This is a genomic window from Arthrobacter sp. Soil764 (assembly GCF_001428075.1).
Classification (GTDB): Bacteria; Actinomycetota; Actinomycetes; order Actinomycetales; family Micrococcaceae; genus Arthrobacter.
The window spans coordinates 12,020-37,945 of sequence record NZ_LMSI01000004.1 but is presented as its reverse complement, the minus strand read 5'-3'; the positions used below and the strand labels follow the sequence as shown (position 1 = coordinate 37,945).

The window sequence follows — 25,926 nt, the reverse complement described above, 5'->3', positions numbered from 1 at the left end:
CTGCCGGTCTCAAGCAGGCCCAACCACCCCTTGCCCCTTACCACAGGGGCCGGTCTAGCCGCGGATGCGCTCCATGGCCGGATCGAACAGCGGTTCGGCCGTGACAGTGGCGGCCACCCGCTTGCCGAAGTACTCGATCTCCACGCCGTCGCCTTCGGACACTGCGGACGGCAGCCAGGCGTAGGCGATCGGCTTGCGCACGGTGTAGCCGTAAGCCGCGCTGGTCACGTAGCCCACGGCTTCCCCGGCCACGTACACCGGTTCCTTGCCCAGCACCATGGACGTCCCGTCGTCGACCGTCAGGCAGCGCAGCGTCTTGGCGGCGGGCTGTTGCCGAAGGGCCGCCAGGGCTTCCGCCCCCACGAACCCGGTCTTGTCCTTGGCCACCGAGAAGCCCAGTCCGGCCTGGTACGGGTGGTGCTCGGACGTCATGTCCGTGCCCCACAGCCGGTAGCCCTTCTCGATGCGCATGCTGTTGAACGCCCCGCGGCCCGCCGCGACGATGCCGTACTCCCGGCCTGCCTCGAACAGCAGGTCCCAGAGCTTGAGCCCGTATTCGGCGGTGGTGTAGAGCTCCCAGCCGAGTTCGCCCACGTAGGACAGCCGCATGGCCGTGACGGGGATGCCGCCAACCGAGATTTCCTTGGTCCGGAAGTACTTCAGGCCGTCGTTGGTCAAATCGTCCGAGCTGAGCTTGCCGATGACTTCGCGTGCCAGCGGGCCCCACAGGCCGATGCAGCAGGTGCTGCCCGTGATGTCGGAGACGTGCACCCACTGGGCCGGATCGGCAGCCGACTGCTTCCGGGCCTCCACCCGGAGGTAGTCGAAGTCCACGTTGCTGTTGACGCCCAGCTGGAAGTCCTCCTCCGCCAGCCGGGCGACGGTCACGTCGCTGCGGATGCCGCCGTCGTGCTCCAGCAGCAGGCAGTACGTCACGGCACCGGGCTTCTTGGCAATGTTGCCCGTGCTGAGCCGGTGCAGCAGAGCCTGCGCGCCCGGGCCCACCACGGACAGCCGCTTCAGCGGTGTCATGTCGTAAAGTCCGACGGCGGTACGCGTCTTCCACGCCTCGGCTGCGGAAATGGGGGAGGAGAACAGGGCGGACCAGGAGTCGCGTTCCGGCGCCTGCCACTCGGCCGGCAGCTCCTCAAGCAGGCCGCGGTTGGCTTCGAACCAGTGCGGGCGCTCCCAGCCGGCGGACTCCAGGAAGAACGCGCCCAGCTCCTTCTGCCGGACATTGAACGGGCTCACCCGCAGGTCCCGCGGGGATTCGCGCGGCTGCAGCGGGTGCATCACGTCGTAGATCTCCACGAAGTTCTGCTGGGAGGTCTCGCTGACGTAGGCGTCCGAGGTCTGGACCTTCTCGAAGCGGGTGAGTTCGCAGCCGTGCAGGTCCGTCTGCGGCTGGCCGTCCACGAGGAGCTCGGCCATGGCTTTCGCGACACCCGCAGAGTGCGTGACCCACACGGCTTCGGCCACGAAGAATCCTTCCAGGTCCGGTGCCTCACCCATGAGCGGGCCGCCGTCCGGGGTGAAGGAGAAGATGCCGTTGAAGCCGTCCTGGATCTCCGAGCTGCGCAGCGCGGGCAGCAGGTCCTGGCTGTCCTCCCAGGCGGGGAGGAAGTCTTCCAAGGTGAACTCCAGGCGGGAGGGCATGCGGTGGTCCGACATTTCCTCTGCGGGGACCTTCGGCAGGGCGGACATGTCCACCGGCATGGGGCGGTGGGCGTAGCTGCCGATGCCGATGCGGTCGCCCCACTCGCGGTAGTACAGGTCCTTGTCCTGGTAGCGCAGGATGGGCTTGCTGGCACCCTTGGGAAGCTCGTTGACGCCCTCAAGTTCGGGCAGCGGGGTGCTGATGGCGTACTGGTGGGCCAGCGGCAGCAGCGGTACTTCCAGGCCAATCATCTTGCCGAGCTCACGGCCCCAGAAGCCTGCACAGGAGACCACGATGTCTGCCGGGATCAAACCCTCGGACGTTTCCACACCCGTCACCTTGCCGCCCTCCTGGGCAATCCCGGTGACGGTGGTGTTGCCCTGGTAGGTCACACCGGCCTGGCTGGAGCGCTCGATCAGCAGCTGCACCGCACGGGCGGCCAGGGCCAGGCCGTCGGTGGGGATGAGCAGGCCGCCCAGGACCTCGCGGCCGCCGGTGAGCTTGCCGGTGTTCAGGAGGGGGTAGATCTTTTCGCATTCGTCGGCGTCGACGATCCGGCTTTCGACTCCCCAGGAGGTCATCACGCCCATCTTGCGGTGGAGATCGGCCAGTCGTTCGGGGGTGGTGGCCAGTTCCAGGCCGCCCACCTGGTTGAAGCAGGACTCGCCGTCCTTGCTCAGGGAGAGGAACTTGTTGACCGTGTAGGTGGCAAATTCGGTCATGGTCCGTGACTGGTTGTTCTGGAACACCAGGCCCGGAGCGTGCGACGTGGAGCCGCCGGCAAGTTCCAGCGGGCCCTGTTCCACCACCGTGATGTTGGTCCAGCCCCGGGTGGCGAGTTCGTCGGCAAGGTTGGTTCCGACAATGCCGGCGCCGATAATGACAACGCGTGGTGATGCGCTCATGGGTGTTGTTCTCCTGTTTTGCTTGGCGGGCGTTGGCGTTGGCGTTGGCGTTAGCGGAAGACGACGGTGCGGGTGTTGTTGAGCAGGACCCGGTGCTGGCAGTGCCACTTGACTGCGCGGGACAGTGCCTGGGATTCGGCGTCCCTGCCGACGGTGACCAGGGCATTCGGGTCCAGGCTGTGGTCCACCCGGAACACTTCCTGTTCGATGATCGGGCCCTCGTCAAGGTCTGCGGTGACGTAGTGCGCGGTGGCTCCGATGAGCTTCACGCCGCGGTCATAGGCCTGGTGGTAAGGCTTGGCGCCCTTGAACCCCGGCAGGAAGGAATGGTGGATGTTGATGGCGCGGCCGCGGAGGGTCTTGCTGAGGCCGTCCGAGAGTACCTGCATGTAGCGGGCCAGGACCACTAGGTCTGCCTGGTACTCCTCGACCAGTTCCAGCAGGCGCGCCTCGGCCTGCGGCTTGGTGTCCGCAGTGACGGGGACGTGGATGAACGGCAGGCCGGCGGCTTCCGCCATAGGTCGGAGGTCCTCGTGGTTGGACACCACGACGGCGATCTCCGCACCCAGGCTGCCGGCGCGCCAGCGGAAGATCAGGTCGTTGAGGCAGTGGCCGAACTTTGAAACCATCACCAGCACGCGCTGCGGGCGGCCGTCGTGGATGGTGAACTCCATGCCGAATTCGTCGGCAACGGTGGCGAATTCAGCGCTGAGTCCTTCCGGGGAAACTTCCTTGTCTCCTGGGGTGAAGGCCGTGCGCAGGTATAGCTTGCCGCTCATGTGGTCGTCGAACTGCTGGTGTTCAACGATGTCGAAGCCGCGGTCAGCGAGGAATGCGGTGATGGCCCGGACGATTCCGGGGCGCTCCGGGCAGGCAAGGGTGAGGACGTACTGTGCCGTGTCGGTGCTGCGGACGCCGGCGACGGCGCCTGCTTCCGCCGTCGCGTTAGCGGTGGGGCGGCCCTCAAGGACTGTGGTCATGGTCTACTCCTGGTTCTTTGCGTGGGCTTGGGTGTCAGCGGAGGAAGCCGCGCAGCGGCCGTCGTCGGGACAGCGCTGATCACATTGATGTTTGGTAACGAGGTCGAACTGGGCGCCGCCGTGCTGGTCCACGCCTGTGCGGATGGCGCGCTCCACCACGGAGTCGGCCAGGCGGCGCCGCAGGGAGAGCGGATCGCGGCGGAGGTCCTTGACCAGGGCGAAGCACAGCAGCAGCATGACCAGCACGAACGGCAGGGCCGCCACGATGGTGATCCGCTGCAGGCCGGAGAGCGCCTCGGACGGTTCGTCGCCGCCGGCCAGCAGCATGACCGCTGCCACGGCGCCGGTGAGGAGCCCCCAGAAGATGACGAGGCCGCGCTTGGGATCGGCGGCGCCGTTGGAGCTCAGGGAGGCCATAATGATCGACGCGGAGTCGGCTCCGGTGATGAAGAAGATGGCCACCAGCACCATGGCCAGGACGATGACGGCCGCGGTCAGCCAAGCGGGCATGGACATGTTCTTCACCAGGTCGAACAGTGCCCCGTCGAAGTCGATGCTCGGGACCCCGTTGGTGGTGGTCACCATTCCCGGCGTTCCCGCCTTGTCCGCTTCCTGCTGGATGTGGAAGGCCGTGCCGCCAAAGATGCCGAACCAGATGACGCTGACGATGCTGGGAACCAGCAGGACGCCGGTGACGAACTGGCGGATGGTGCGGCCGCGGCTGATGCGGGCGATGAACATTCCCACGAAAGGTGTCCAGGAGACCCACCAGGCCCAGTAGAAGATGGTCCATCCGGACATCCATTTGCGCAGGGCCTCGTCACCAACCGCCTCGGTGCGGGAGGACATTTCCGCGAGGTCCCTCGCGTAGTCCCCCACGGCGGCAGGGATGAGGTTGAGGATGAACAGGGTAGGCCCGGCAATGAAGACGATGAGTGCCAGGACCACGGCCAGCACCATGTTGATGTTGGACAGCCATTGGATGCCCTTGCTGATGCCGGAAACGGCCGAAGCCACAAAGCACGCCGTCAGGATGGCAACGATGGCCACCAGGACCGGCGTGCCGATTTCCCCGACCCAGCCGTTCGAGGTCAGGCCGCTGCCGATCTGGAGGGCCCCGAGGCCCAGGGATGCGGCGGTGCCGAAGAGTGTGGCGAAGATGGCAAGGATGTTGATGAACTTTCCGGCGGGGCCTTCCACTGCCCGGAGCCCGAAGAGTGAGGTAAAGGCAGCGGAGATCAGCTGCCTGCGGCCCAGGCGGTAGGTGCCGTAGGCCATGGCAATGCCCACGACGGCGTACATCGCCCAGGGGTGCAGGGTCCAGTGGAAAATGGAGGTTGCCATGGCCGTCTGGATGGCTGCCGGCGTCCGGCCGTCCACCGTTCCCGGCGGCGGGGAAATGTAGTGGTAAAGCGGCTCAGCCACACCGTAGAACATCAGGCCGATGCCCATGCCGGCCGCGAACATCATGGCAATCCATGACACGGTCCGGAACTCGGGCTTCTCGCCGTCCTTGCCGAGGGGAATGTTGCCCCACTTGCCCAGGGCCAGCCAGAGGACGAAAACAACGAACAGCGAGGCCAGGACCATAAAGAGCCAGCCGGTGTATTCCATCACCCACCCGAGGGCGGCTGTTGACGTGGCCGCCAGGCTGTCCCGTCCCAGGAAACCCCAGGCCACGAAGGCCAGTGCCAGGATGCCTGTGATGCCGAAGGTGGCCTTGTCGAGGGTGAGCTTGCGGTTCCGCCGTTGTGCCACAGCCTGTTCGGCCTTGGTCTGGCGGAGTTCCTGCATGATCTGCTGGGTGTCCTCCACATCATGTGGTTCGTGGGAGGAAGGAGAGTTCTCCGGTGCGGAAACGAGGTTGGGCTCCTCCAGCTCAAGGTGGGGTTGGGCATCCGGGCGGATGTCGCTGTTCAAAGCCATGTCAAGTCCTTTGGTTTGAATTCATGGGCTGCGCTGTACTCCGGCGTCCCCAAGCCGGGCGGAAGTTCTGGGCTTCCTGGCATTCACTAAGCAAGGCCAGCTGTGCTTTCATCACGGTCGGTTGTTCCGTAAAGATCAACACGTCTCGCTATAAGCAACAGAGTGGCCTGCGCCACAATCACGTGTCAAGGTTTTTCTGAAGTCTTAAGCCCTATTTCAAGGCTGTCCTGCTCCGCCTTGACAGTGGCTCGGAGCAGGGGCTAGGCATCGATCACCAGGTCCGTCTGCGCCGTGGAGCAGCAGGGCAGGAACTTGCCTGCAGAGATTTCCCGTGCCCGGATCCCGCCCTGGTGGTTCATCTCGACCTCCCCTGAAAGTTTGACGACCTTGCAGGAGCCGCACATGCCTTCCTTGCAGTTCGCGCCAATCCTGACGCCCGCACGCTGGGCCACCTCGAGGATGCGCTCGGCGGGGTCTATCCGGACATTGATGCCGGTGCGCATGAAGGACATAGTGAGGCTGCCTGTTCCCACCGTTCCGAAGCTCGACGCGTCAGGGGAACCGGCCTCCGGCTCGCCGGCCGGGCCGTCGGTGGAGGTGTCAGAGCCGGGCGCCTCGGAGGTTGCGATTTCCAGCGGCATGCCTGAGGCCTGCAGCGTCCCGTCAGCGTCGTAACCGGGCTCGTAGAGCCCGAACGCGGCGGGCTGGCTTTCAAAGTAGTCCTCGGCGGACTCGGCGATCTCCTCGGCGATCTCCTCCGCGACGTCGGCTGCGAGTGCCACCTCCGCCTGGTATTCAAGGAGCATCTGGCGGTCTCCCGAGAAGAACTCCATGTAGATGGAAGTGTCATCGACGCCCACCTTTTCGAGGAGCTCGGTGGCCGTGTTCAGGTAGCCCTCGGGACCACATGCGTACACTTGGCGGCCGTTGGCATCGGGGGCCACCTCCTCGAGCATGGCCGCCGTCAGCCGTCCCCTGAGCCCTTCCCACCCCTCCGGCAGGCTGCGGTCGCCCAGGGAGTAGTAGACCTTGACGCGGGAGTCCACGGAGGCGATATAGGCCAATTCCCGGTGGAAGGCAAAGCCGCCGGCATCCGAGCCGTGGTAGAGCACCACAACATCGGCGTGTCCGGGCAGGGAGTGGATGGTCCGCACCATGGACATGATGGGAGTGATGCCTGCACCGGCCGCAAGCAGGAGATACCGTGCCCGCCGGTCGGCATCGGGCAGGTGGAAGGCCCCCACCGGTCCCAGCATTTCAAGGACGGTGCCGGGCCTGACGTTCTCGTGCACCCAAGGCGAGACCAGTCCCGTGGGGTCGCACTTGACTGTGATGCTGAAGGTCCAGGGCTGGGTGGGTGAGCTGGACAGCGAGTAGCTGCGGTCCACCGGCTCCTGGTCCTCGCCATTGACCGGAAATGCAACGTTCACGTACTGGCCCGCACGGAATGCCAGGGGCGCACCGTCACAGCGGCGGAACACGAAGGTCATCATGGCACCGGCCTCGGGAACGGTCTCGACGCATTCGGCCATGAACTCCTGCGGATGCCATGGCCCCAATGCGCGGGCTGCCCGGGCGGGTGTCTCGGTGCTTCCCATCACCCTGTTCCACGGCATCTCCAGACCGCGGATTCGCTGTGGTTCCTGGATTGCCGTTTCAGTGACGAGTTCAATCATGCCAAGTGCTCCTGCACGCGCTGCACGTACCAGTTGATGAATGCCTCCACCTGGTATTCGCTCTTCATGTAGGGCCCGGGCTCGTAGGCGGGACTGCCGGCACCCTGCTGGCAGAGCTCCACGAACGCCTTGTCCTGCAGGTTCGTCTGCTTCCAGGTGTAGGTGAGCTTTTCCAGGTCGTAGTCGACGCCTTCCACGGCGTCGTCAGCCACCAGCCACGTGGTGCGTACCAGGCTCTGGTGTTCGTTGATGGGGAAGACGCCGAACGTGATGACATGGTCGCCGAGGAAATGGAACCAGCTGTTGGGCTGCAGGTGCATCGAGCACCGGCCAAGGCGGAAGTCGGGCAAGTCGCCGAGCAGCTTCTTGGAAAGCCTCCGCCCGTCGGCAGAGAAGGATTCACCCTCTCCGTCGAGTGGTTCCCGTGAAATGCGGATTCCCGCGATGCGCGTGTCCAGCTGCTCCACCACCTCGTAGGGAAGGCCGTAGCGGCGGCAACGCTCCTCGAGTGAGGCCTCGGCTTGCTTGTTACGGTCCCACACCTCCTCAAGGTGCGCCGGGATCAGGCCCTCCGTCAGGCCCCAAGTGGGGAAGAGGGAGCAGGCGAGCTCAGGGTGGCCGTCGCAGTGGTAGCACTCACGGTTGTTCTCCATGACGAGCTTCCAGTTGCCCTCTTCGATGATGTTCTGCTGGTAGGCGATCTTTGTCTTCGAGAGATCGTGGGGTGCCAGGTAGGGCTCGAAGATCTTTGCGGTTTCGTCGAAGTCAGTTGGCGGTTCATCTGCAATGCAGACGAAGATCAGTCCGGCGACCTCGCGGCCGTGGGCGCGCTTGAGGCCGAAGCAGCTCTTGTCGAACTTCGTTTCCCCCGGCGCGGAGGCGTGGATCAGGTTGCCCTCCGGGGAGTAGGTCCAGGAGTGGTAGCCGCAGACAAGGTTTCCGGTTGACCCGGCAGCTTCGGTAAGAACGCGGGCGCCGCGGTGGCGGCACACGTTGTGCAGGACGTTCACGGCGCCGTCGTCATTGCGCAGCACGATCAGGGAGTAGGGCCCGTAGTCGACGGTGACGTAGTCGCCCGGCTCCGGCAGTTCGGCAGTGCTGGCGGCAAAGATCCAATGCTGGCCGAAAATGGCCTCCATGTCGAGATTGAAGATCGTGCGATCGGTGTAGAAGGGGGCATCGAGGGAGTAGCCGGTGCGCCGGAACTCAAACAGGGCCGTGATCTCTGCCAGCTGCTCAGCAGGCAATGAGGCCGCGAGTTTTCCGCGTGAATTGAGGGGCACGTTCACAGAAGCAGTCATGGGTTTCCTCCCGGGAGGCATGGGTAGTGGGTGTTGCGAGTTGACGAAGGGCGCGGGGTGCTCGCGGCATCGCGAAGAACTTGTAGTGATGAGATTAGGGTCACAGGAGCTGCAACAAAAGCGCGAGTTTTTGAAGGTAACCATGCAGAATAGGTGCATGATCGATGCGAGGCTCACCACACTCCGCGTGTTCGCCCGGTGCGGCACCATCGGCGCTACTGCGGAGCTCACCGGGTATTCTCCCTCTGCCGTCTCCGCGCAACTGCGGGAGCTCCAGCGCGTGCTTGGAATGCAGCTGCTGACGAAAGACGGCCGGGGCGTGCGGCTTACCGCAACGGGACGCTTCCTCGTGGCGGGCTCGGATCCCCTCATTGCCCAGTGGGAGAGCCTTCGCGCCGCAGCCATGGAGGCCGGCGAACAGGTGCAATCCCACTTTGGCCTCGGCGGGTTCTCCTCTGCAGCCGCCCACTTGCTCGCGCCGCTGGCCGCCACCCTGCGCTCAACACGCCCCCTGCTGGAGGTGCAGGTTCTTGAGGCTGATCCGGCCCGCTGCTTCGACTTGTTGGTTGCGGAACGAATCGACCTTGCAGTCATTGTTGCCATGCAGTCCGGCAGCTATGGCGAGGACGATCCGCGTTTCGAGCAGAGAGTTCTCCTCGATGATCCACTGGACGTGATCATTCCCGCTGACCATCCCCTGGCATCACGGGAAACAGCCACGCTTGAAGAGCTGGCGTCCGAACCCTGGATCACGGAGGCCGCAGGTTCCACCTACCATTCCCTCTTCACCGCGGCGTTCACGGCAGTCGGGGTGACGCCGCGGATTGCCCATGAAGCCGTTGAATGGGAAACCCATATCGCATTCGTGGGTGCGGGGCTGGGTGTCGGGCTGCTGCCGCGGCTGGCGCCTTTGCATGGTGCCGAAAACGTGGTTCGGCTACGCATCACCGGTAAGGCGAAACCCACGCGCCGCATTGTCGCCGCGGTGAGAAGGGGCAGCATCGCCTCACCCCTGATCCAGGAGTCGCTCGGCATCCTCCAGGTCAACGCCAATCGGATCCTCACCAGCCGGCTCGACGAGGACCTTTGAGCGCTGCCGGCGTCCGTCTCAGCGGTGGGTGTAGCCCATGTTGGCGCTGACTTTGAGCCCGGCTTCCTTGAGTGATTCCAGCAGGCCCGGAAGCTGCTCCGGCTCGAATCGGAAGGCCGGGCCTGAGATGCTGAGGGCACCAATTACCGTGCCTTGGTGGTTGTAGACGGGCACGGCCACGGCATTCAGTCCGATCTCGAACTCCTCGCGCACCACTGCGTACCCCTTGGCGGCTACCTCGAGCAGCTGCGCGTCGAGTTCTTTGCGGCTGGTGATGGTGCGCGCTGTGCGGGCAGCCAGCCCCGTCTCCTTCAGGATGCGGTCGCGCTCATCGGCGCTGAGCGCGGCCAGGAGGACCTTCCCGCTGGAGGTTGCGTGCAGCGGTGTCAGGCTTCCCACCCAGTCGTAGGTGGCCAGCGTGGAAGGGCCCATGGCCTGGTCCACGTTCACCGCGTAGTTGGAGCGCAGGACGGCAAGGTTGACCGTTTCCTTGAATTCCTCCGCGAGGCTTTCCAAGACTGGCCGTGCCTCGTGGACCAGGCTGAGCCGCCCGGGGATGGAGCTGGCCAGGCGCAGGATGCCAAATCCGAGCTGGTACTTTCCGCGCTCGCTGTTCTGGTGGACCATCTCCCGGCTTACCAGCGACCCCATCAGCCGCGAAACGGTGGATTTGTGGATCCCCATCTCCTCGGCGATCTCGCTCACCCCGGCATGCCCTTCCCGGGCCAGGATTTCCAGGACGGTCAGGGCGCGCTCCACTGACTGCACCCCGCCGGACTGGCCGCCTTCGGCATCGGTATCGGATTCAGGATCTCTATTCGAAGCCATACTTCCTGATCCTATGCCGGGAACTGTGACGGCCATGACATTGGGTTAACGCCCTTGACGCGGCGGCTCCCGGAATTCCCGCTAGCTGCCGCGGTAGGTGGAGTAGGCGAACGGGCTCAGGAGCAGGGGCACGTGGTAGTGCTCCGGGCCGGTGACTTCGAAGACCAGGTCCACTTCCGGGAAGAACGTTGCCGTCCCCAGCCCGGAGTAGTAGGTGCCCGTGGCGAAGTTCAGCTTGTAGTGCCCGGGTTCCAGCTGCTCCGGCCCCAGGTCCTTCGCGCGGCCGTCGGCATCCGTGCTGGACGTTGCCAGCTCGCGCCAGGTGCCGGCATCGTTCTTCAAAAGGACGACGGCGACTCCCGCCGCCGGGCGCCCGGCACCGGTGTCAAGGATGTGGGTGGTCACATGGGAAACGCTCATTCGCTGATCAGTCCTTCAAGCCGGAGTACGGCGATTTCGCGCAGCTGCTGGGCCACGATGGTGTCTTCTTCGCCGGGGGAGTTGGTGAGCCGCTGGTTCAAGGCCTCCAGGATCTCCGGGGCGGTCCGTCCGGCGGCCCGGATCAGGAAGACCCGGCCGAACTTCTCCTCATACTCGCGGTTCCCCCGGGCCAGGGCGTCAGCTGCCGCAGCGTCGGCGGGGTCCACCCCCGCCTGCTCTGAACGGGACATCGACGCCTCGGTGCTGGCCGCCGTCGGACGTTCCCCGATCCTGGGATGGTGGGCCATGGCGGCTTCGACCTCTGCAGGGCTGAACGGATTTGCTGCCTGGGCGGCGAACTCCAGCAGCTGGTCACGGCTGGTGAACGGCCGTGCTGCTGCCACCGCCTCAACCCAGCGGCTGACGTCGATGCAGGGCCGGAGGATGGCTTGGGCCGCGGCGGAATCGGCGGCGTTGAATTCGGCAAGCTTCATGCTGGCGTCTTCCTCGATGGTCATGCTGGCATCCATGGTGACGGCTATGCGGATGCCGGAAAGCCCGGCGCCCGTTCATGGAACTCCACGAACAAGCTTCCGCATCATGGAACTGTTATTTCAGCATACGTAATATTCAAGAGCAGCCCCCTGACTGTGTCAAGCGGTGAGGGGACAGCTTCAGTCACGTCGGTCTTAACAACCACCAGCAGCCAGCCAGGAGGGTGCTAATCCTGGGAGGACGTCCTGGACAACACCCAGGTATTGGTGGCGCCCTGGCGCTCGAAGGTGACCGTGGTGACCAGCGCCTCGATCAGCGCCAGGCCCCGTCCGGATTCGGCGTCGTCGCCCGGCGTGGCCGGCTCCATGGGGCCGAACGGCGGCTTGGCGTAGTAGGCGCTCACCCTCGCCTGCAGCAGTGCGGGCTGCACGGTGGTTTCCACTCCAAGTTCCACCTCCCGTTCCCCGGCGGGCTGCGCGTGCTGGACGATGTTGGACGCGGACTCGATGACCGCGGTGGTAAACGTCATCTGGTCCATGTCGGTGACGAACGGAACGTCCAGCCAGAGGCTGTCCAGGCCGTTGTGGACCGCCTCGATGGCGTCCTCGGCAGCAGGTCCCCGGAAGCTGCGCGCAGCCAGGACCTCAGTCATTGCTGAAAGCCTCTTCGGCCGTGGCGTAGGCCGTGAGGACCTTGTCCATGCTGGTCAGCTTTAAGACCATGTTCACCTGGGGCTGCACCGCGGCGATCCGGAGGTCGCCGCCGGCCTGGCGGGCCGCCTTGAGGCAGCCGATCAGCGCGCCCAGCCCGGAGGAGTCCATGAACGCCGTGTTTTCCAGGTTCACCACGATCCGGTTGGAGCCGCCGGCAATGACGTCCGTAACGAATTCGCGCAGCTTGGGCGCGGAGACCATGTTGAGCCGCCCGTCCGCCTTGACCTCGGCGTACGAATCCTTGACCTCGTAACTGAACTCCATCAAAGTTCCTCTCTGTTTGCAGGTTCTGCGGCCGGTTCGTACCCCTTATAGAGCACGGCGCGGACCAGGATGCTCATGACCACCAGGTCAAAGACCACCCAAACAACGTTGACCAGGGTGCCCAGCGGTTCCGCCAGGCCGGTGGCCAGGCGGATGATTCCGACGACGGCGGCGACGGCCAGCAGGACGGACACCACGATCTGGGGCCGGATGAGGCTCCAGCTGGGTCCGCCACTTTGGCGCGCCTTGGGGGTGACCGCAAACCCCAGGGGACGGCCGAACCACACGTTCCGGGCCGCCGTCGTGCATGCCTTGATCCAGGTGGGGAACAGCGCCAGGCTGTACTGCTGCCCGCGCCAGGTGGGGATGCCGCGGCCGGCCACGGCGAACAGCAGCTGGTTGACCACCATGAACGGGATGAAGCGGATGAAGAAGTCCCAGCTCAGGCTGCTGACCGGCAGGATGCCCAGCAGCAGGTAGATGATGGGGGCTGCGAAGTAGATGACCGCCGCGAACCCGCTGAGGTAGGTCCACATGGTGGCCAAGTACATCAGGCGCTGGCCGAGCTTGAGGCCCTTCTGCACCAGCGGGTTTTCGCGGAGCAGCACCTGGATGGTGCCCTGCGCCCAGCGGAGGCGCTGGGTGAGCATGGTGGCGATGTCCTCGGGCGCCAGGCCGTAGGCCAGGATCTCGTGGTGGTAGACACTCTCCCAGCCCATGGCGTGCATGCGCATGGCGGTAGCCATGTCCTCGGTGACGGAAATGGTGGCCAGCGGCATCACCGGCTGGGCTTCGTCGTTTCGCTCCACCGTGAGTGCATCGAGGACGGCCTGGACGGATTCCAGGGCGCCCAGCGGGGACCAGTCACGGGCGGCCATACGCTGGACGGCGTCGTCAGCCACCACGGGGACGCCGGACTCGCCCACGTGGGCCAGTTCCATGGCGGCGATCTCTTCGAGGTCCGCCTGGAGGGCGGCGACGTCGGCCTGGACCAGGGTCTGCACGGCGGCATCCACCCTGCGGCGGACCCGGTACGTGACCTCGCTGAGCGGCCTGCCGGCGTCCACTTCCTCCTGGGCTTCGCGGGTGGCTGCCTCCACCTCGTCCAGGACTTCCGCCACCAGCGGCGAGTCCATGTCCGCTGACTTGCGGGCCTGCTTGATGGCTGCCCGGGATGCGGCCAGGGCGCGGCGGATGCTCTTCTCGGTTTCCTTGACGTAACCCACCAGGCCCAGCTGCATCAGGGCTTCGCGGCGCAGGATGGCGTTGGAACCGCAGAAGAAGGCGGCGTTCCAGCCGTCCTTGCCCTGCTGGATGGGGCCGTAGAACAGCGGCGCCTGGCTGCCGAGCGGATCATCGGCAGGGACATTGCTGAAGTACTGGGGGGTTTGGACCAGGGCCACCCGGCGGTTGTTGAAGTAGCCCAGTGTCTTCTCCAGGATGTCCGGCTCCGGGATCTGGTCCGCGTCCAGGATCAGCAGGAACTCGCCGTGGGTGACCATGAGGGCGTTGTTCAGGTTGCCGGCCTTGGCGTGGCGGGGAAGGTCCTTGGTCCAGTCCCCGCTGCGGGTCACGTAGCCCAGGCCATGCTGTTCAGCCAGGGCCTTGAGCTCGGGCCGGGCGCCATCGTCCAGGATCCAGGTGCTGTGCGGGTGCCGGATCTTCTGGGCAGCGAGTGCCGTGGTGAGGACCATATCGAGGTCTTCGTTGTACGTGGTGATGAAGACGTCCACCGTTGCATCATGCGGCGGCGCGGGAGCGCCCTTGCGGATCTTCAGTTTCCACACGGTCATGCCGAAGAGCATGACGTCGATGAGGCTGTAGGTTTCCGCCACCACCAGGGGCAGGGCGATCCACCAGGCCTCCCAGTTCAGGGACGCCATCCAGCGCCACGCGATGTAATTCAGGCCAGTCAGGACGGTGAGGACAACCACCAGCCGGGTCCAGAAACGGGTCACGCCGCTGCCTCCACGGGCAGCCGCCGGACCACAACCACCGTCACGTCGTCTTCGGCGGTCTCAGCGGGGGCGAGGGCAAGGATGGACGTGCTGGCTTCCTGCGCCGAACCTGCGGACTGGGTTGCCTGCTGCACAGCGTCGGCGAAGTCCTCCACGGACCCAAAAACATCCAGTACGCCGTCGCTGACCACCACCAGCGAGTCGCCGGGGGCAAGCTCCAGGTCCGCCTGCGGCCACTGTGTTCCCGGCCAGGCACCAACCGGCGGTCCGGCGGAGGGGAGGCGGTCTGCCGGGCCGCTTGGCTGGACGTGCAGCGCGAGGCCGTGCCCGGCGTCGACATAGCTGACCTTGCCGGAGGCCGCGTTCAGGCGGGCGTGGAACAGGGTGACGAAGGAATTGGAGGAGTCCAGGTCCGCGGCGATCGCCTTGCTGGCCGCGGCGAACCCGGAGTCCAGGTCCTGCCGCAGGCCGGTGGAGCGCATCACTGCCCGGACTGTTGCCGCGATCAGCGCCGCGCCCATGCCCTTGCCCATGGCATCGGCAAAGGTGAGGTGGAGCCCGTCAGGCGTCTGGTACCAGTCGTAGAAGTCCCCGCCCACACTGCGGGACGGGCGGAAAAGGCCGGCGACGTCGTAACCGTCAACCCGGATGTCTTCCTTGGGCAGGAGGCTTTGCTGCACTTCGGTGGCGCGTTCCAGTTCGCCCCGGGACGCGGATTCCGCTGCGGCTGAGGGGCGGCGCCGGAACAGGGCATTGATGCGGGACTGCAGTTCCCGGGGGCTGAATGGCTTGCTGATGTATTCGTCCGCGCCGTTGTCCAGGCCGGTCAGCTTGTCGAGTTCGTCCGCACGGGCGGTGAGCATCACGATGAATGCGTCCGAGAATTCCCGCAGGAGCTTGCACACCTCGAGCCCGTCAAGGTCCGGCAGGTTCAGGTCCAGGGTCACCAGGTCCGGTTTGATGCGGCGGACCTCCTCCACGCCCGGCAAACCCGCACCGGCCTGGGTGACGTCAAAGCCCTGTTTGACCAGGACGCGGACCAGCAGCCCTCGGATGTCCGGGTCATCTTCAATGACCACGGCACGGCGGATTTCGGGGGGAGAGACCATAGCTCTACTTCTACCGTATTAATGCGCACAGGGCATGTCGTGCGCTCCACAGCTTCCGTGACTTCGCTGACAGCACCGTTGTGTTTGTCCATCTCCGCCAGGACTGCACGCCACTGGAGCAGATCTTGCGGAAATCTTGGCATCTGCTTGCCGGGACGTTGAGGAACGCCGGTCACACTCGAAGGAAGGCAGCAGCTTCCACAAAAGACGGCACGACGGCGGCCGCTTGGGGGCTGCACGGCTTGCGGAAGGCGGGGAAGCCAATGGAACACATGAAAAGGAACGGCGCGGACAAGGCCAAGGCATTGCTCCGCCTTTACTTCCATTCACGCAAAGTACGGGCAGCGGCCAGGGAACTTGAGCACGCGCTCGCGGAATCGCGGGAAGCGTCCAGCTGGCCCGGCGACCGGCTCCCGGTGGGGGAGGAGATGTCCCGGCACGTGGAGAAACTGACCCGCCGGCTCAAGCTGGAGACCGAGGCACACCACAGGTTGGGCGTGCTTTTCAAAACTGCGGGTGGAGGGCATTCCGTCCCGGCGCTCTAGGTGCCACACTTAGCAGCAATCGATTGGCTGGGGATAGTCAGGAGATTGCGGTGGGTTTGTTGGCGGGTTGGGCGTACCTTTTGGCAGGGCTGATGACCATGGACGCGCTGCTTCTGGCGCTGTGGGCCATGGAAGTCGACTGGGGCAAATACTGGCGGCGGAAGTAGCCTCCCACCAGCCCATCACGTCCCGGCCTGGGTGTATTGCCCGCTAGGCCCGCTGCTGCCGGCTGACCATCTCATTGATCCATGCGGGCGCGTACGGCGACGTGCAATTGGGCGGCGTGGGGTAGTCCTTCAGGACGCCCAGGCGCTCGCCGATGTCCAGGGCCCGGACCCGGAGATCCGGGTGTTCAATGCCGATCCGCGCGAGGGTGGTGTTCATTGACCACTGCAGCCGGCCCGGAGCGTTCTTCATCTGCGCTTCGATGGTGTCCAGGAGGCCCGGCAGATCCAGTCCATCGGGTTTCCTGGCTACCCGGTCGGCGGTCAGCTCCCACCCGGCACTTGCAACCCGTTCGTCGGGATCAGCCATCCAAGCGAGCCGCAGTGCCTCGGCGTGAGGGGTCTTTTTGACCACATAGTTCACCAGCCAGTCCTGCAGTTTGGGTGCGCCCGACTCGCGGAGCATGGTGTCCAGTTCGTCCGGACCAAAGTCTTTGGGGCGGCAGATCAACACTGCCAGCAGTCGGGCAGCCGTATCGCCGGTAGCCCAAAGATCCAGGGCAAGCTCCTGCTGGGTCTTCAAACGCCTGGCGGTCTCCCGCAGCCGGGCGAGGTTGACGCCGTGGTCATCCCCGCGCTTTTGGTTGGCCCCGCGCACCTGTGGGTTCTCGAGTGCGGACAGCTCAGCGAGGACCTCCTCCAAAACGGCCCCGGTCATGCCAGCTCCAGCCGCATGAGTACACGCGGGAAGCCGTTCAGCACCGATTGGGTGTCCGCCGCCTTGGTGAAGCCCGCGTCCTCGAACAGCTTCCGGGTGCCCACGTAGGCCATGGTGAGGTCCACCTTGCTGCCGGCGTTGTCCACGGGATAGCCCTCGATGGCGCGTGCCCCGTGGGAGCGGGCCATAGCTACCGCGCCGGCCAGGAGATGGTGCGAGATGCCTTTGCCGCGGTGGCCGGGGCGGACGCGAAGGCACCACACGGACCACACGTCCTGATCGTCCACATGGGGAATTCTTCTGTTGCGGGCGAAGGTTGTGTCCGCACGTGGATGGACTGCTGCCCACCCAACTGGTGCGCCGCCGTCGTACGCCAAAACTCCGGGCGGTGGGTCCTGGCCAACCAGCTGCCGGACCAGTTCTCCGCGCTCTTCGCCCCGGAGGGCAACGTTCTGTTTGGAAGGGACCCGGTAGCTCAGGCACCAGCAGACCGTGGCATCAGGCCGCTTGGGCCCCAACACTGCCTTCACGTCCTCGAAGTTTGTCGCCGGGTGCACCTCAATGGCCATGCGGCCATCCTAGTCTTCCGGCATCCGGCCAATGCACCAGGCCGCGACCTTGCGGACATCAACCCTGGTTGCCTGGAGGGGCACCCTGACACCTCCTGAAAGCAGGACTGGCCCCAGGAAATGGATGTACCGTGGCTGCCCTCCAGTGCGGATATCGGCTGCATCCGCCCCGGAATCCCACGAGTCGAGAACCCCGGCGATGGCCCAGCTGCCGATCCGCACCTGGTCATTCTGCCGCTGGGTCCACGAATGCTCCGACACCACCGACCCTGACATGACGGCACCGTCAACCACGACGGTGAGTTCCAGGGTTGCGTCGGGGCCTGTCCCAAAGACCGAGTCCAACAGCAACAGGAGGCGGGGGTCCATTCTGTCGTCCGGGGTCTCTTTTTCCGTCCCGTGGTCCATGCCCGTCCCTTCCCTGTGTGCTGGCGCGAACGCCCTCCCCATCAGCTTAGTTTCGCCCCTGTTGGCGATTATGGCGCCTCACTACACTGGGACGCATGACCCCGCAGGAACCGGGGAAGGCTGCTGCGGGTCCGGATACCGGCGGCACCTCCCTGCGCAGTCCAGCCGAACGCTCCCGGACCTTCACCGGCATCCTGGTCAACACCGCCCTGGCCAACATCACCACCAGCTATCTGTGGTTCGCCCTGACGTTCTGGCTGTACCTGGAGACGCGCAACGTGATCGCCACAGGCGTGGTGGGCGGCGCCTACATGCTGCTGATTGCCCTCTCCAGCATCAGCTTCGGCACCTTCGTGGACCGGTACCGCAAGCTGGCCGTGATGCGTTTTGCCGCCGGCTTCACGCTGGTGATGTTCGTGCTGTCAGGGGTGATGTTCCTGCTGACGCCGGCCACGGCCCTGCTGGACCTGGCGGGCCCGTGGTTCTGGGTCTTCACCCTGGTCATCCTGATCGGCGCCGTGGTGGAGAACCTGCGGAACATTGCCCTCTCCACCACCGTGACCATCCTCATCGAACCGGAGCGCCGCGCCAACGCGAACGGGCTGGTGGGGATGGTTCAGGGGCTGATGTTCATCGTCACCTCCCTGCTGTCCGGGTTATCGGTGGGCCTGCTGGGCATGGGCTGGACCATTGCCACCGCCCTGGTGCTCACGGCGGTGGCCTTTGCCCACCTGCTGACCCTGAGGATGCCGGAGGAGGTGCGGGCCGCTGCAACCGACGCACGCGGCGGGTTCGACCTCCGGGGCTCCCTCGCAGCCGTGCTGGCCATCTCGGGGCTGTTCGCGCTGATCCTGTTTTCCACATTCAACAACTTCATCGGCGGCGTCTACATGGCGCTGATGGATCCCTACGGGCTGGAAATGTTCTCCGTGGAGATGTGGGGCGCCGTCTTCGCGGTGGGATCCACCGGGTTCATCATCGGCGGCGCCCTGATCGGCAAGTTCGGGCTCGGCGCCAACCCGCTGCGGACCCTGCTGGCTGCGGTGGCGGCCATGGGCGTGATCGGTGCGGTGTTCACGCTGCGGGAGTGGGCGTGGCTTTACATCCTGGGGATCTGGCTTTACCTGGTGCTGGTCCCGTTCGTGGAGGCGGCCGAACAAACCGTGATCCAGCGGGTGGTTCCCTTGGAGCGGCAGGGCCGGGTATTTGGCTTCGCCATGGCATTCGAGTCAGCCGCGGCGCCCGTGACGGCGTTCCTGATCGCCCCCATTGCCCAGTTTTGGATCATTCCCTACGCCCGGTCCGCGGACGGCGCCGCACGGCTGGCTCCGCTGCTGGGCGCGGGCACCTCACGGGGAATCGCCCTGGTTTTCCTGGTGGGCGGCATCATCATGATCGCGGCCGCCCTGCTGGCCTTCCTGACGCCGGTCTACCGCCGCGTATCGGATTCGTATGCGCAGGTGGCGGCAGAGGCGAAGGCAGCCGGTTAAAGGCCGGACGCCCCGGCAGGAATTGCCAGGGCGTCCGGTCAAATGGAGCGGAAGGTGATGGGGCGTCCTAGACGCCCAGGGCTTCCTTGAGGTGGGCGACGTGGCCGTCGGCCTGCACCTGGTACTGGGCCAGGGTGACTTTTCCTTCGGGGTCCACCACAACGGTGGAGCGGACAATGCCTTCATGGATTTCGCCGTGGACCAGTTTTTCGCCCCAGGCGCCGTAGGCCAGGGCAACAGCGTGGTCGGGGTCGGAGAGCAGCGGGAAGGTCAGGGAGAAGTCACCGGTGAAGCCGGCCAGGGCTTCCTGGGCGTCCGGGGAGACGCCGATAACCTCGTAGCCCTTGCCCTGGAGCGATGCCAGGCTGTCGCGGAAGTCGCAGGCCTCGGTGGTGCAGCCGGGGGTGGCGGCCTTCGGGTAGAAGTAGACAATGACGCTCTTGCCGCGGAAATCGGCCAAGGAAGTCTCCCGGCCCTGGGCGTCCCGGAGGGTGAATTCAGGAGCCGGGGTGCCGGGCTGAAGCTTGGTGGTCAGGGTGGGGCTCATGGCGTTCCTTTGTAAGACTCGGTCAGTGATGGCCAAACATCAAGTGAAGCGGGTTGGCGCTTAGTGATACAAACCAGCGCGTCATATGCAGTATTCCGCCGGTCCACGAACTGCCGCGTGAGGGCCCGGCACAAACTGGTATCCGCCGCCGCGGACAGTGGCCACGGCATGGCGGGCGTTGCCCAGTTTTTTGCGGATCCTGCCCACGTACACGTCGATGGAGCGTGCGGTGGCGCCGGGAAAATCCAGCGACTCCAGGAACTCCTGCAGTTCCTCGCGGCCCACCGTCCTGGACAGGTGGGTCACCAGGTAACGCAGCACTTTGTATTCGACGCCAGTCAGGGCCACCGGCCTGCCGTCCAGCAGGACGGTGTCGGCGGCGAGGTCCACGGCGACCCGGCTGACAGGGCCGGCCGACGGCGGCAGCCGGGTGCCGCCGTCGTCCTCTGAAAGTGCCGGGCCGGCTGCCTCCGCCACGGAAGGAGACGGAGAGGAGTCGGCTGCGTCTCCTTCCGCGGCGGACGTGGGGGCTCCGGCGGCAGGCCAGTGGACTTCCGCCTCCGGAGCAGTTTCGAGGGCCCTTGCCAGGACCATTTGGGCGGCGTGACGCAGGAGTTCCGGGCTGGTTCCTTCGGCCGGGACCACCCACACGGCAAGTCCGCGGGCGGCAGCTTTGGGCGGGGCCAGCCGTGGACGGTACGCCGTCCTTGGATGGTGGACTTCCACTGCCATGGCGCGTCCCTAGATTCCGCCGCGGCGGATCAGCCTGCCCGTAGGGGTCTGGCCGTCCACTGCGGCACCGCGGAGGAAGGTCTTGCGCACCACGCCGGACAGGGCTTTGCCGTCGTACGGGGTGATCGGGTTCTTGTGCTTGAGCTTTGACACGTCCACCACGAACGCCTCGTCCGGCGCGAAAATGGCGAAGTCCGCGTCGTAGCCCAGCGCCAGCTGCCCCTTGGTGGTGAGGCGGGCCAGGTTGGCGGGCTTCTCCGCCATCCAGGACACCACCTGCTCCAGCGGGATCCCGCGGTGCCGGGCCTCGGTCCAGATCAGGGACAGGCCCAGCTGCAGCGAGGAGACTCCGCCCCAGGCCACGGCGAAGTCGCCGTTTTCCAGGTCCTTCAGGTCCAGTGTGGAGGGGGAGTGGTCCGAGACGATGCAGTCGATGGTGCCGTCCTGCAGGCCCTGCCACAGCAGCTCCCGGTTGGAGGCCTCGCGGATGGGAGGGCAGCACTTGTAGGCCGTGGCGCCGTCGGGGATTTCCTCGGCCATCAGCGTGAGGTAGTGCGGGCAGGTTTCCACGGTGAGCTTCACGCCGTCGCGCTTTGCGGAAGCGATCATGGGAAGCGCGTCCGACGACGACAGGTGCAGGATGTGCGCACGCGCACCGGTCCAGCGGGCCCGTTCGATGACCTCGGCGATCGCCTTGTTCTCGGCGCCGCGTGGGCGGGAGGCCAGGAAGGTCTGGTAGTGGTCGCCGCCGGGGTGCGGGGCGCGGTCGATGGCGTGCGAGTCCTCCGCATGGACGATCATGAGCGAATCGAAGGACTTCAGCTCGGCCATGTCCTCCTCCATCTCGTCCGCGTCCAGGTGCGGGAACTCGTCCACGCCTGAGTGCAGGAGGAAGCACTTGAAACCGAAGACGCCCTCGTCGTGCAGGGGGCGCAGGTCGGCTTTGTTGCCGGGAATGGCACCGCCCCAGAATCCCACGTCGATGAACGCCTGGTCCTCTGCCACCTCGCGCTTGAGCTTGAGGTTTTCCACGGTAGTGGTGGGTGGGACGGAGTTCAGCGGCATGTCGATGATGGTGGTCACGCCGCCAGCTGCTGCCGCCCGGGTGGCGGAGGCGAAGCCTTCCCACTCGGTGCGGCCGGGCTCGTTGACGTGGACGTGGGTGTCCACCAGGCCGGGCAGCAGGATTTCGTCGTCGGCGAGCTCGATCACTTCAGCACCGGCCAGGCCGTTGCCCAGCGGCTCGATGGCCACGATCCTGCCGTTGCGGACGCCCACTTCGCGCGGGGCGATGCCGGCGGTGGTGAGGATGCGCTGGCCCCGGATGACCAGGTCAAAACGTTCTTCAGACACGGAGGTCCTCCTTGGTACTTGCGGTAACGGGCCCGGTGGCCGCGAGTTCCGCACTGATCTGGGTGCCCAGCTGCTCCAGCAGGGGTCCTGCCTCTGCTATGCACCTGTTTACATCGCTTTCCAGCGCCGTCAAAGCATAAATGTCCTCGAATCCGGCGGCTGCTGCCTGGCCGTGGTCCAGGGTGGTCCGGCCGCAGACGGCGATGACCGGAACGCCCTGGGCAGCGGCGGCGCGGGCAACACCCATGGGGGTCTTGCCCAGCAGGCTTTGCTCGTCCAGGCTGCCTTCGCCGGTGATCACCAGGTCGGCGCCCGCCAGCCGGTCCGCCAGCCCCGTGAATTCGAGGACGACGTCGATGCCTGGCCGCCGCGTTGCGGCCAGGACGGCGATGGCGGCGTAGCCCACGCCGCCGGCTGCCCCGGCTCCGGGAGCCTCGGCAGCCTTGACGGCGCGGAATCCGATTTCCCTGGCCAGGACTTCGACAAACCTGGCCAGGGCGGCGTCGAGCATGCCGACGTCCTGTTGTGCGGCGCCCTTTTGCGGACCGAAGACCGCTGCCGCGCCCTGGGCGCCCAGCAGCGGGTTGTCCACGTCGGACGCCAGCACAAACCGTGTGTCCACCAGGCGGGGCTCGAAATCGGTGAAATCGATGCCGTGCAGGTTTGCCAGCGCAGCCCCGCCCGGTGGGAGTTCGTTGTTCCTGCTGTCCAGGAACCTGGCGCCGAGCCCCTGCAGGAGCCCGGCGCCGCCGTCGGTATTGGCACTGCCGCCTACGCCGAGGATAATCCGGCGGCAGCCGGCGTCCAGCGCGGCCCGGATGAGCTGTCCGGTGCCCAGGCTGGTGGCCGTCGTGGCATCCGTCGATCCGGGCCTGCCACCGTTGTGCACGCCCGGGACCAGTGCCAGCCCGGACGCCGTCGCCATCTCGATGACGGCCTCGTGTCCACGGACGGCGAAGTCCGCGTCTACGGGCTGGCCCGTGGGGCCGGCGACCGTTGCCGTGCGGCGGGTGAAGCCGGAGCCGACGGCGGCGTCAAGGGTGCCCTCGCCGCCGTCGGCCACCGGAATCCGGACCACCTCAAGGTTCCCGCCCGCCCCGCGCTGCAGGCCCTTTTCCAAGTGGCTGCACACCTCCGGGGCGGAGAGCGATCCCTTGAACTTGTCCGGGGCAATAACCACGCGCATGGTTACGCCTGTAGGGCCAGGATGGCGGTGGGTGCGTCCGCGGCGGTCTCTGCCAGTTCCTCGAACTCGTTCACGGCGTTGATCTCCACGCCCATGGAGATGTTGGTGACCTTCTCCAGGATCACTTCCACCACCACGGGGACCTGGAACTCGCCCAGCAGCGCCTTGGCCTTGTCGAACGCTGCGGCGAGGTCGTTGGGATCCTCGACACGAACGGCCTTGCAGCCCAGGCCCTCGGCCACCTTCAGGTGGTCCACGCCATAGCCGCGGGTGTCCTCGGACAGGTGCGAGCTGTTGATGTTCTCGAACGCCAGGGACACGTTCTGCTCCATGTTGAAGCCGCGCTGGGACTGGCGGATCAGGCCCAGGTAGGAGTTGTTCACCACCACGTGGATGTAGGGCAGGTTGAACTGCGCGCCCACGGCCAGTTCCTCGATCATGAACTGGAAGTCGTAGTCACCGGAGAGGGCCACCACGGTCTGGTCCGGGTTGGAACGTGCCACGCCGAGGGCGGCCGGTGCGGTCCAGCCCAGGGGTCCTGCCTGGCCGGCGTTGATCCACTTGCGCGGACCGAACACGTGCAGCATCTGGGCGCCGGCGATCTGGGACAGGCCGATGGTGGACACATAGGTGGTGTCGCGGCCGAAGGACTTGTTCATCTCCTCGTACACGCGCTGCGGCTTGATGGGGATGTTCTCGAAGTGCGTCTTGCGGTGCAGGGAGGCCTTGCGGTCGGCGCATTCGGCAACCCAGGCGCTGTAGTCCGGCAGGGACCCTGCCGCCTTGCGCTCCCTGGCGAGTTCAACCAGCCCTGCCAGCGCCGCACCGGCGTCGGACGCGATGCCCAGATCCGGTGAGAATACGCGGCCGATCTGGGTGGGCTCGATGTCGATGTGCACGAACTTCCGGCCGGCCGTGTAGGTCTCCAGGCCGCCCGTGTGGCGGTTGGCCCAGCGGTTGCCGATGCCGATCACGAAGTCGCTCTGCAGGTAGTTCTCGTTGCCGTAGCGGTGGCTGGTCTGCAGGCCCACCATGCCGGCCATCAGCTGGTGGTCGTCCGGGATGGTGCCCCAGCCCATCAGGGTGGGGATCACCGGAACGTTCAGGGTCTCAGCCAGCTCAACCAGCTGCGCGGAGGCGCCGGCGTTGATGATGCCGCCGCCGGCCACGATCAGCGGGTGCTTGGCCGCGAGGAGCATGTCCAGGGCCTTTTCCAGCTGCTTGCGGGAGGCCTTGGGCTTTTCGACGGGCAGGGGTTCGTAGGTGTCGATGTCGAACTCGATTTCCGCCATCTGCACGTCGATGGGCAGGTCCAGCAGCACGGGGCCGGGGCGGCCGGAGCGCATCAGCTGGAAAGCCTTCTGGAAGGCGCCGGGAACCTGGCCGGGTTCCAGGATGGTCATGGCCATCTTGGTGACCGGCTTGGCGATGGATTCGATGTCCACGGCCTGGAAGTCTTCCTTGTGCAGCTTGGCCACGGGTGCCTGGCCGGTGATGCAGAGCATGGGGATGGAATCGGCCCAGGCCGCGTAGAGGCCGGTGATCATGTCCGTGCCGGCGGGCCCGGAGGTGCCGATGCAGATGCCGATGTTGCCGTCCTTGGCGCGGCTGAAGCCGTCGGCCATGTGGCTGGCGCCTTCAACGTGGCGGGCCAGGGTGTGGCGGATGCCGCCGTGGGCGCGCATTGCGGAGTAAAAGGGGTTGATGGCGGCGCCTGGCAGGCCGAACGCCTCGGTGGCGCCTTCCTTTTCCAGGATGGCCACCGCTGCATCAACGGTACGCATCTTGCTCATGGGGTGCTCCTTGAAAGCTTGAAAAGTCTGTTTTTGGGTGTGCGGAAGTACCCCCACGAACCGTCGTGGGGCACTTTGGGGGTGGCCGCCGTCGTAATTGACGACGGCGGCCGGCGTGTCTGTGTCGAAGTGCCCCGTTATGGCGGGGCTGGTTTGCCTGCTGCCGGGTTACTTGCGGCCGGAGAGCTGGAGGACCTGCTTGAAGAGTCCGGAGTGGTCCAGTGCGCCGTCGCCCTGGTTGACGGTGGCGGCGACGAGCTGCGCGACGACGGCGCCAAGGGGGATGGCGACGTTGGCTTCGCGGGCGGCGGAGGTGACGATGCCGAGGTCCTTGTGGTGCAGGGCCAGGCGGAAGCCGGGGTCGAAGTTGCGGTCCAGCATCTTCTGGCCCTTCTGGTCCAGGACCTTGGAGCCGGCCAGGCCGCCACCGAGGACCTTGAGGGCGGCGTCGGTGTCCACGCCGTAGGCCTCGAGGAAGGCGATGGCCTCGCCGAGGACCTCGATGTTCACTGCGACGATCAGCTGGTTGGCTGCCTTGACGGTCTGGCCGGAGCCCGAGGGGCCGACGTGGACGATGGTCTTGCCGACGGCGTTCAGGACGTCCTGGGCGGCGTCGAAGTCTGCCTTGTCGCCGCCCACCATGATGGAGAGGGCGGCGTCGATGGCGCCCTGTTCGCCACCCGAGACCGGTGCGTCGAGGGGGCGGATGCCTGCTTCCTTGGCCTCTGCCGCCAGGCGGACAGCGACGTCGGGGCGGATGCTGGAGGCGTCGATCCAGAGGGCGCCCTGCTTTGCGTTGGCGAAGACGCCATCCTTGCCGCTGACCACGCCCTCAACATCGGGCGAGTCCGGCACCATGGTGATGACGACGTCGGCGTCCTTCACCGCGTCAGCGATGCTCGAGGCGCCCTTACCGCCTTCGGAGACGAGCTTGTCGATCTTGTCCTGGCTGCGGTTGAAACCGGTGACGGTGTGGCCGGCCTTGACCAGGTTGATGGCCATGGGCAGGCCCATGATTCCGAGTCCAATAACTGCAACGTTGCTCATGATGGTTCTCTTTCCTGAAAGTCTGTGTGGTCTTGCTGGTCTGCTGCTGCGG

General features: G+C 65.8%; 23 protein-coding genes and 1 pseudogene. 3 read left to right on the top strand and 21 right to left on the bottom strand.

Annotated elements, in window-relative coordinates; genetic code table 11:
• Window positions 1-54 precede the first annotated feature (54 nt).
• From ASG86_RS04395 to ASG86_RS04375, 5 genes are all read right to left on the bottom strand, one after another.
• Window positions 55-2,562 (bottom strand): GcvT family protein, encoded by a 2,508-nt coding sequence (locus tag ASG86_RS04395; RefSeq protein ID WP_056330808.1) that lies wholly within the window; start codon window positions 2,560-2,562, stop codon window positions 55-57.
• A gap of 50 nt (window positions 2,563-2,612) precedes the next feature.
• Window positions 2,613-3,542 carry a formyltetrahydrofolate deformylase gene (purU, locus tag ASG86_RS04390; RefSeq protein WP_082566667.1) on the bottom strand — a complete coding sequence of 310 codons (930 nt, stop codon included), beginning with the start codon at window positions 3,540-3,542 and terminating at the stop codon, window positions 2,613-2,615.
• A gap of 3 nt (window positions 3,543-3,545) precedes the next feature.
• Window positions 3,546-5,468, bottom strand: coding sequence for a BCCT family transporter (locus tag ASG86_RS04385; RefSeq protein ID WP_056330805.1), 1,923 nt, complete (start codon window positions 5,466-5,468; stop codon window positions 3,546-3,548).
• Window positions 5,469-5,728: 260 nt separating this feature from the next.
• Window positions 5,729-7,144, bottom strand: a complete 1,416-nt coding sequence (locus ASG86_RS04380; RefSeq protein ID WP_056330802.1) for a ferredoxin reductase — start codon at window positions 7,142-7,144, stop codon at window positions 5,729-5,731.
• On the bottom strand, window positions 7,141-8,445 hold the full coding sequence (locus ASG86_RS04375; protein ID WP_056330799.1) for an aromatic ring-hydroxylating oxygenase subunit alpha: 1,305 nt from the start codon (window positions 8,443-8,445) through the stop codon (window positions 7,141-7,143). Before ASG86_RS04375 ends, ASG86_RS04380 begins: the two co-directional genes overlap by 4 nt.
• A gap of 157 nt (window positions 8,446-8,602) precedes the next feature.
• On the opposite strand from ASG86_RS04375, the gene ASG86_RS04370 reads away from it, so the two are divergent.
• A complete protein-coding gene (locus ASG86_RS04370; RefSeq protein ID WP_056330796.1) occupies window positions 8,603-9,535 on the top strand; it encodes a LysR family transcriptional regulator in 933 nt (310 codons plus the stop codon).
• An 18-nt stretch (window positions 9,536-9,553) separates the two neighbouring features.
• On the opposite strand, the gene ASG86_RS04365 is transcribed toward ASG86_RS04370, so the two are convergent.
• The 7 genes from ASG86_RS04365 to ASG86_RS04335 all read right to left on the bottom strand — a co-directional run bounded on the left by ASG86_RS04365 (window position 9,554) and on the right by ASG86_RS04335 (window position 15,322).
• The gene (locus tag ASG86_RS04365) at window positions 9,554-10,363 is read right to left on the bottom strand and encodes an IclR family transcriptional regulator (RefSeq protein WP_056330794.1); all 810 of its coding nucleotides are present in this window, start codon (window positions 10,361-10,363) and stop codon (window positions 9,554-9,556) included.
• Between the two features lie 81 nt (window positions 10,364-10,444).
• Window positions 10,445-10,783, bottom strand: coding sequence for a hydroxyisourate hydrolase (uraH, locus tag ASG86_RS04360; RefSeq protein ID WP_056330791.1), 339 nt, complete (start codon window positions 10,781-10,783; stop codon window positions 10,445-10,447).
• Window positions 10,780-11,277 (bottom strand): 2-oxo-4-hydroxy-4-carboxy-5-ureidoimidazoline decarboxylase, encoded by a 498-nt coding sequence (gene uraD / locus ASG86_RS04355; protein WP_056331045.1) that lies wholly within the window; start codon window positions 11,275-11,277, stop codon window positions 10,780-10,782. Before uraD ends, uraH begins: the two co-directional genes overlap by 4 nt.
• Window positions 11,278-11,504: 227 nt before the next feature.
• Window positions 11,505-11,930 (bottom strand): ATP-binding protein, encoded by a 426-nt coding sequence (locus tag ASG86_RS04350; RefSeq protein ID WP_056330788.1) that lies wholly within the window; start codon window positions 11,928-11,930, stop codon window positions 11,505-11,507.
• The gene (locus tag ASG86_RS04345) at window positions 11,923-12,255 is read right to left on the bottom strand and encodes an STAS domain-containing protein (RefSeq protein WP_056330786.1); all 333 of its coding nucleotides are present in this window, start codon (window positions 12,253-12,255) and stop codon (window positions 11,923-11,925) included. The genes ASG86_RS04350 and ASG86_RS04345 overlap by 8 nt, the downstream gene beginning before the upstream one ends.
• A complete protein-coding gene (locus ASG86_RS04340; RefSeq protein ID WP_056330783.1) occupies window positions 12,255-14,213 on the bottom strand; it encodes a glycosyltransferase family 2 protein in 1,959 nt (652 codons plus the stop codon). The genes ASG86_RS04345 and ASG86_RS04340 overlap by 1 nt, the downstream gene beginning before the upstream one ends.
• Window positions 14,210-15,322: a PP2C family protein-serine/threonine phosphatase gene (locus ASG86_RS04335; RefSeq protein ID WP_056330780.1), complete on the bottom strand. Its 1,113-nt coding sequence runs from the start codon at window positions 15,320-15,322 to the stop codon at window positions 14,210-14,212. The genes ASG86_RS04340 and ASG86_RS04335 overlap by 4 nt, the downstream gene beginning before the upstream one ends.
• Window positions 15,323-15,585: 263 nt before the next feature.
• Between ASG86_RS04335 and ASG86_RS04330 the strand changes: the two genes are divergently transcribed.
• The gene (locus ASG86_RS04330; RefSeq protein WP_235565094.1) at window positions 15,586-15,867 is read left to right on the top strand and encodes a hypothetical protein; all 282 of its coding nucleotides are present in this window, start codon (window positions 15,586-15,588) and stop codon (window positions 15,865-15,867) included.
• A gap of 210 nt (window positions 15,868-16,077) precedes the next feature.
• Here ASG86_RS04330 and ASG86_RS04325 read toward each other — a convergent pair whose 3' ends face one another.
• From ASG86_RS04325 to ASG86_RS04315, 3 genes are read right to left on the bottom strand one after another with little or no spacing between them, the layout of a single operon-like run.
• Window positions 16,078-16,749 carry a DNA alkylation repair protein gene (locus ASG86_RS04325; protein WP_056330774.1) on the bottom strand — a complete coding sequence of 224 codons (672 nt, stop codon included), beginning with the start codon at window positions 16,747-16,749 and terminating at the stop codon, window positions 16,078-16,080.
• Entirely contained in the window at window positions 16,746-17,318 is a 573-nt protein-coding gene (locus tag ASG86_RS04320) for a GNAT family N-acetyltransferase (protein WP_056330771.1), read from the bottom strand. The genes ASG86_RS04325 and ASG86_RS04320 overlap by 4 nt, the downstream gene beginning before the upstream one ends.
• A 9-nt stretch (window positions 17,319-17,327) precedes the next feature.
• Window positions 17,328-17,726 carry a hypothetical protein gene (locus tag ASG86_RS04315; protein WP_056330769.1) on the bottom strand — a complete coding sequence of 133 codons (399 nt, stop codon included), beginning with the start codon at window positions 17,724-17,726 and terminating at the stop codon, window positions 17,328-17,330.
• 95 nt (window positions 17,727-17,821) lie between these two features.
• On the opposite strand from ASG86_RS04315, the gene ASG86_RS04310 reads away from it, so the two are divergent.
• Complete coding sequence (locus tag ASG86_RS04310) at window positions 17,822-19,216, top strand: MFS transporter (protein WP_056330766.1); 1,395 nt, start codon at window positions 17,822-17,824, stop codon at window positions 19,214-19,216.
• A 67-nt stretch (window positions 19,217-19,283) separates the two neighbouring features.
• On the opposite strand, the gene bcp is transcribed toward ASG86_RS04310, so the two are convergent.
• From bcp to ASG86_RS04280, 6 genes and pseudogenes are all read right to left on the bottom strand, one after another.
• Window positions 19,284-19,763 carry a thioredoxin-dependent thiol peroxidase gene (gene bcp / locus ASG86_RS04305; protein WP_056330764.1) on the bottom strand — a complete coding sequence of 160 codons (480 nt, stop codon included), beginning with the start codon at window positions 19,761-19,763 and terminating at the stop codon, window positions 19,284-19,286.
• A gap of 81 nt (window positions 19,764-19,844) precedes the next feature.
• On the bottom strand, window positions 19,845-20,495 hold the full coding sequence (locus tag ASG86_RS04300) for a winged helix-turn-helix domain-containing protein (protein WP_056330761.1): 651 nt from the start codon (window positions 20,493-20,495) through the stop codon (window positions 19,845-19,847).
• A gap of 9 nt (window positions 20,496-20,504) precedes the next feature.
• Window positions 20,505-21,848, bottom strand: coding sequence for an allantoinase AllB (gene allB, locus ASG86_RS04295; protein WP_056330758.1), 1,344 nt, complete (start codon window positions 21,846-21,848; stop codon window positions 20,505-20,507).
• Window positions 21,841-23,034 (bottom strand): glycerate kinase, encoded by a 1,194-nt coding sequence (locus tag ASG86_RS04290; RefSeq protein WP_056330753.1) that lies wholly within the window; start codon window positions 23,032-23,034, stop codon window positions 21,841-21,843. Before ASG86_RS04290 ends, allB begins: the two co-directional genes overlap by 8 nt.
• A 2-nt stretch (window positions 23,035-23,036) precedes the next feature.
• On the bottom strand, window positions 23,037-24,827 hold the full coding sequence (gene gcl, locus ASG86_RS04285) for a glyoxylate carboligase (RefSeq protein WP_056330750.1): 1,791 nt from the start codon (window positions 24,825-24,827) through the stop codon (window positions 23,037-23,039).
• 168 nt (window positions 24,828-24,995) lie between these two features.
• Window positions 24,996-25,895: pseudogene (locus tag ASG86_RS04280) on the bottom strand (2-hydroxy-3-oxopropionate reductase); the annotation flags it as partial.
• Window positions 25,896-25,926 lie beyond the last annotated feature (31 nt).

Bases quoted from the DNA above. Each gene is read 5' to 3' on its own strand.
- ASG86_RS04395 (WP_056330808.1), bottom strand. From the start codon at position 2,562: ATGAGCGCATCACCACGCGTTGTCATTATCGGCGCCGGCATTGTCGGA.
- purU (WP_082566667.1), bottom strand. From the start codon at position 3,542: ATGACCACAGTCCTTGAGGGCCGCCCCACCGCTAACGCGACGGCGGAA.
- ASG86_RS04385 (WP_056330805.1), bottom strand. From the start codon at position 5,468: ATGGCTTTGAACAGCGACATCCGCCCGGATGCCCAACCCCACCTTGAG.
- ASG86_RS04380 (WP_056330802.1), bottom strand. From the start codon at position 7,144: ATGATTGAACTCGTCACTGAAACGGCAATCCAGGAACCACAGCGAATC.
- ASG86_RS04375 (WP_056330799.1), bottom strand. From the start codon at position 8,445: ATGACTGCTTCTGTGAACGTGCCCCTCAATTCACGCGGAAAACTCGCG.
- ASG86_RS04370 (WP_056330796.1), top strand. From the start codon at position 8,603: ATGATCGATGCGAGGCTCACCACACTCCGCGTGTTCGCCCGGTGCGGC.
- ASG86_RS04365 (WP_056330794.1), bottom strand. From the start codon at position 10,363: ATGGCTTCGAATAGAGATCCTGAATCCGATACCGATGCCGAAGGCGGC.
- uraH (WP_056330791.1), bottom strand. From the start codon at position 10,783: ATGAGCGTTTCCCATGTGACCACCCACATCCTTGACACCGGTGCCGGG.
- uraD (WP_056331045.1), bottom strand. From the start codon at position 11,277: ATGAAGCTTGCCGAATTCAACGCCGCCGATTCCGCCGCGGCCCAAGCC.
- ASG86_RS04350 (WP_056330788.1), bottom strand. From the start codon at position 11,930: ATGACTGAGGTCCTGGCTGCGCGCAGCTTCCGGGGACCTGCTGCCGAG.
- ASG86_RS04345 (WP_056330786.1), bottom strand. From the start codon at position 12,255: ATGGAGTTCAGTTACGAGGTCAAGGATTCGTACGCCGAGGTCAAGGCG.
- ASG86_RS04335 (WP_056330780.1), bottom strand. From the start codon at position 15,322: ATGGTCTCTCCCCCCGAAATCCGCCGTGCCGTGGTCATTGAAGATGAC.
- ASG86_RS04330 (WP_235565094.1), top strand. From the start codon at position 15,586: ATGGAACACATGAAAAGGAACGGCGCGGACAAGGCCAAGGCATTGCTC.
- ASG86_RS04325 (WP_056330774.1), bottom strand. From the start codon at position 16,749: ATGACCGGGGCCGTTTTGGAGGAGGTCCTCGCTGAGCTGTCCGCACTC.
- ASG86_RS04320 (WP_056330771.1), bottom strand. From the start codon at position 17,318: ATGGCCATTGAGGTGCACCCGGCGACAAACTTCGAGGACGTGAAGGCA.
- ASG86_RS04315 (WP_056330769.1), bottom strand. From the start codon at position 17,726: ATGGACCACGGGACGGAAAAAGAGACCCCGGACGACAGAATGGACCCC.
- ASG86_RS04310 (WP_056330766.1), top strand. From the start codon at position 17,822: ATGACCCCGCAGGAACCGGGGAAGGCTGCTGCGGGTCCGGATACCGGC.
- bcp (WP_056330764.1), bottom strand. From the start codon at position 19,763: ATGAGCCCCACCCTGACCACCAAGCTTCAGCCCGGCACCCCGGCTCCT.
- ASG86_RS04300 (WP_056330761.1), bottom strand. From the start codon at position 20,495: ATGGCAGTGGAAGTCCACCATCCAAGGACGGCGTACCGTCCACGGCTG.
- ASG86_RS04290 (WP_056330753.1), bottom strand. From the start codon at position 23,034: ATGCGCGTGGTTATTGCCCCGGACAAGTTCAAGGGATCGCTCTCCGCC.
- gcl (WP_056330750.1), bottom strand. From the start codon at position 24,827: ATGAGCAAGATGCGTACCGTTGATGCAGCGGTGGCCATCCTGGAAAAG.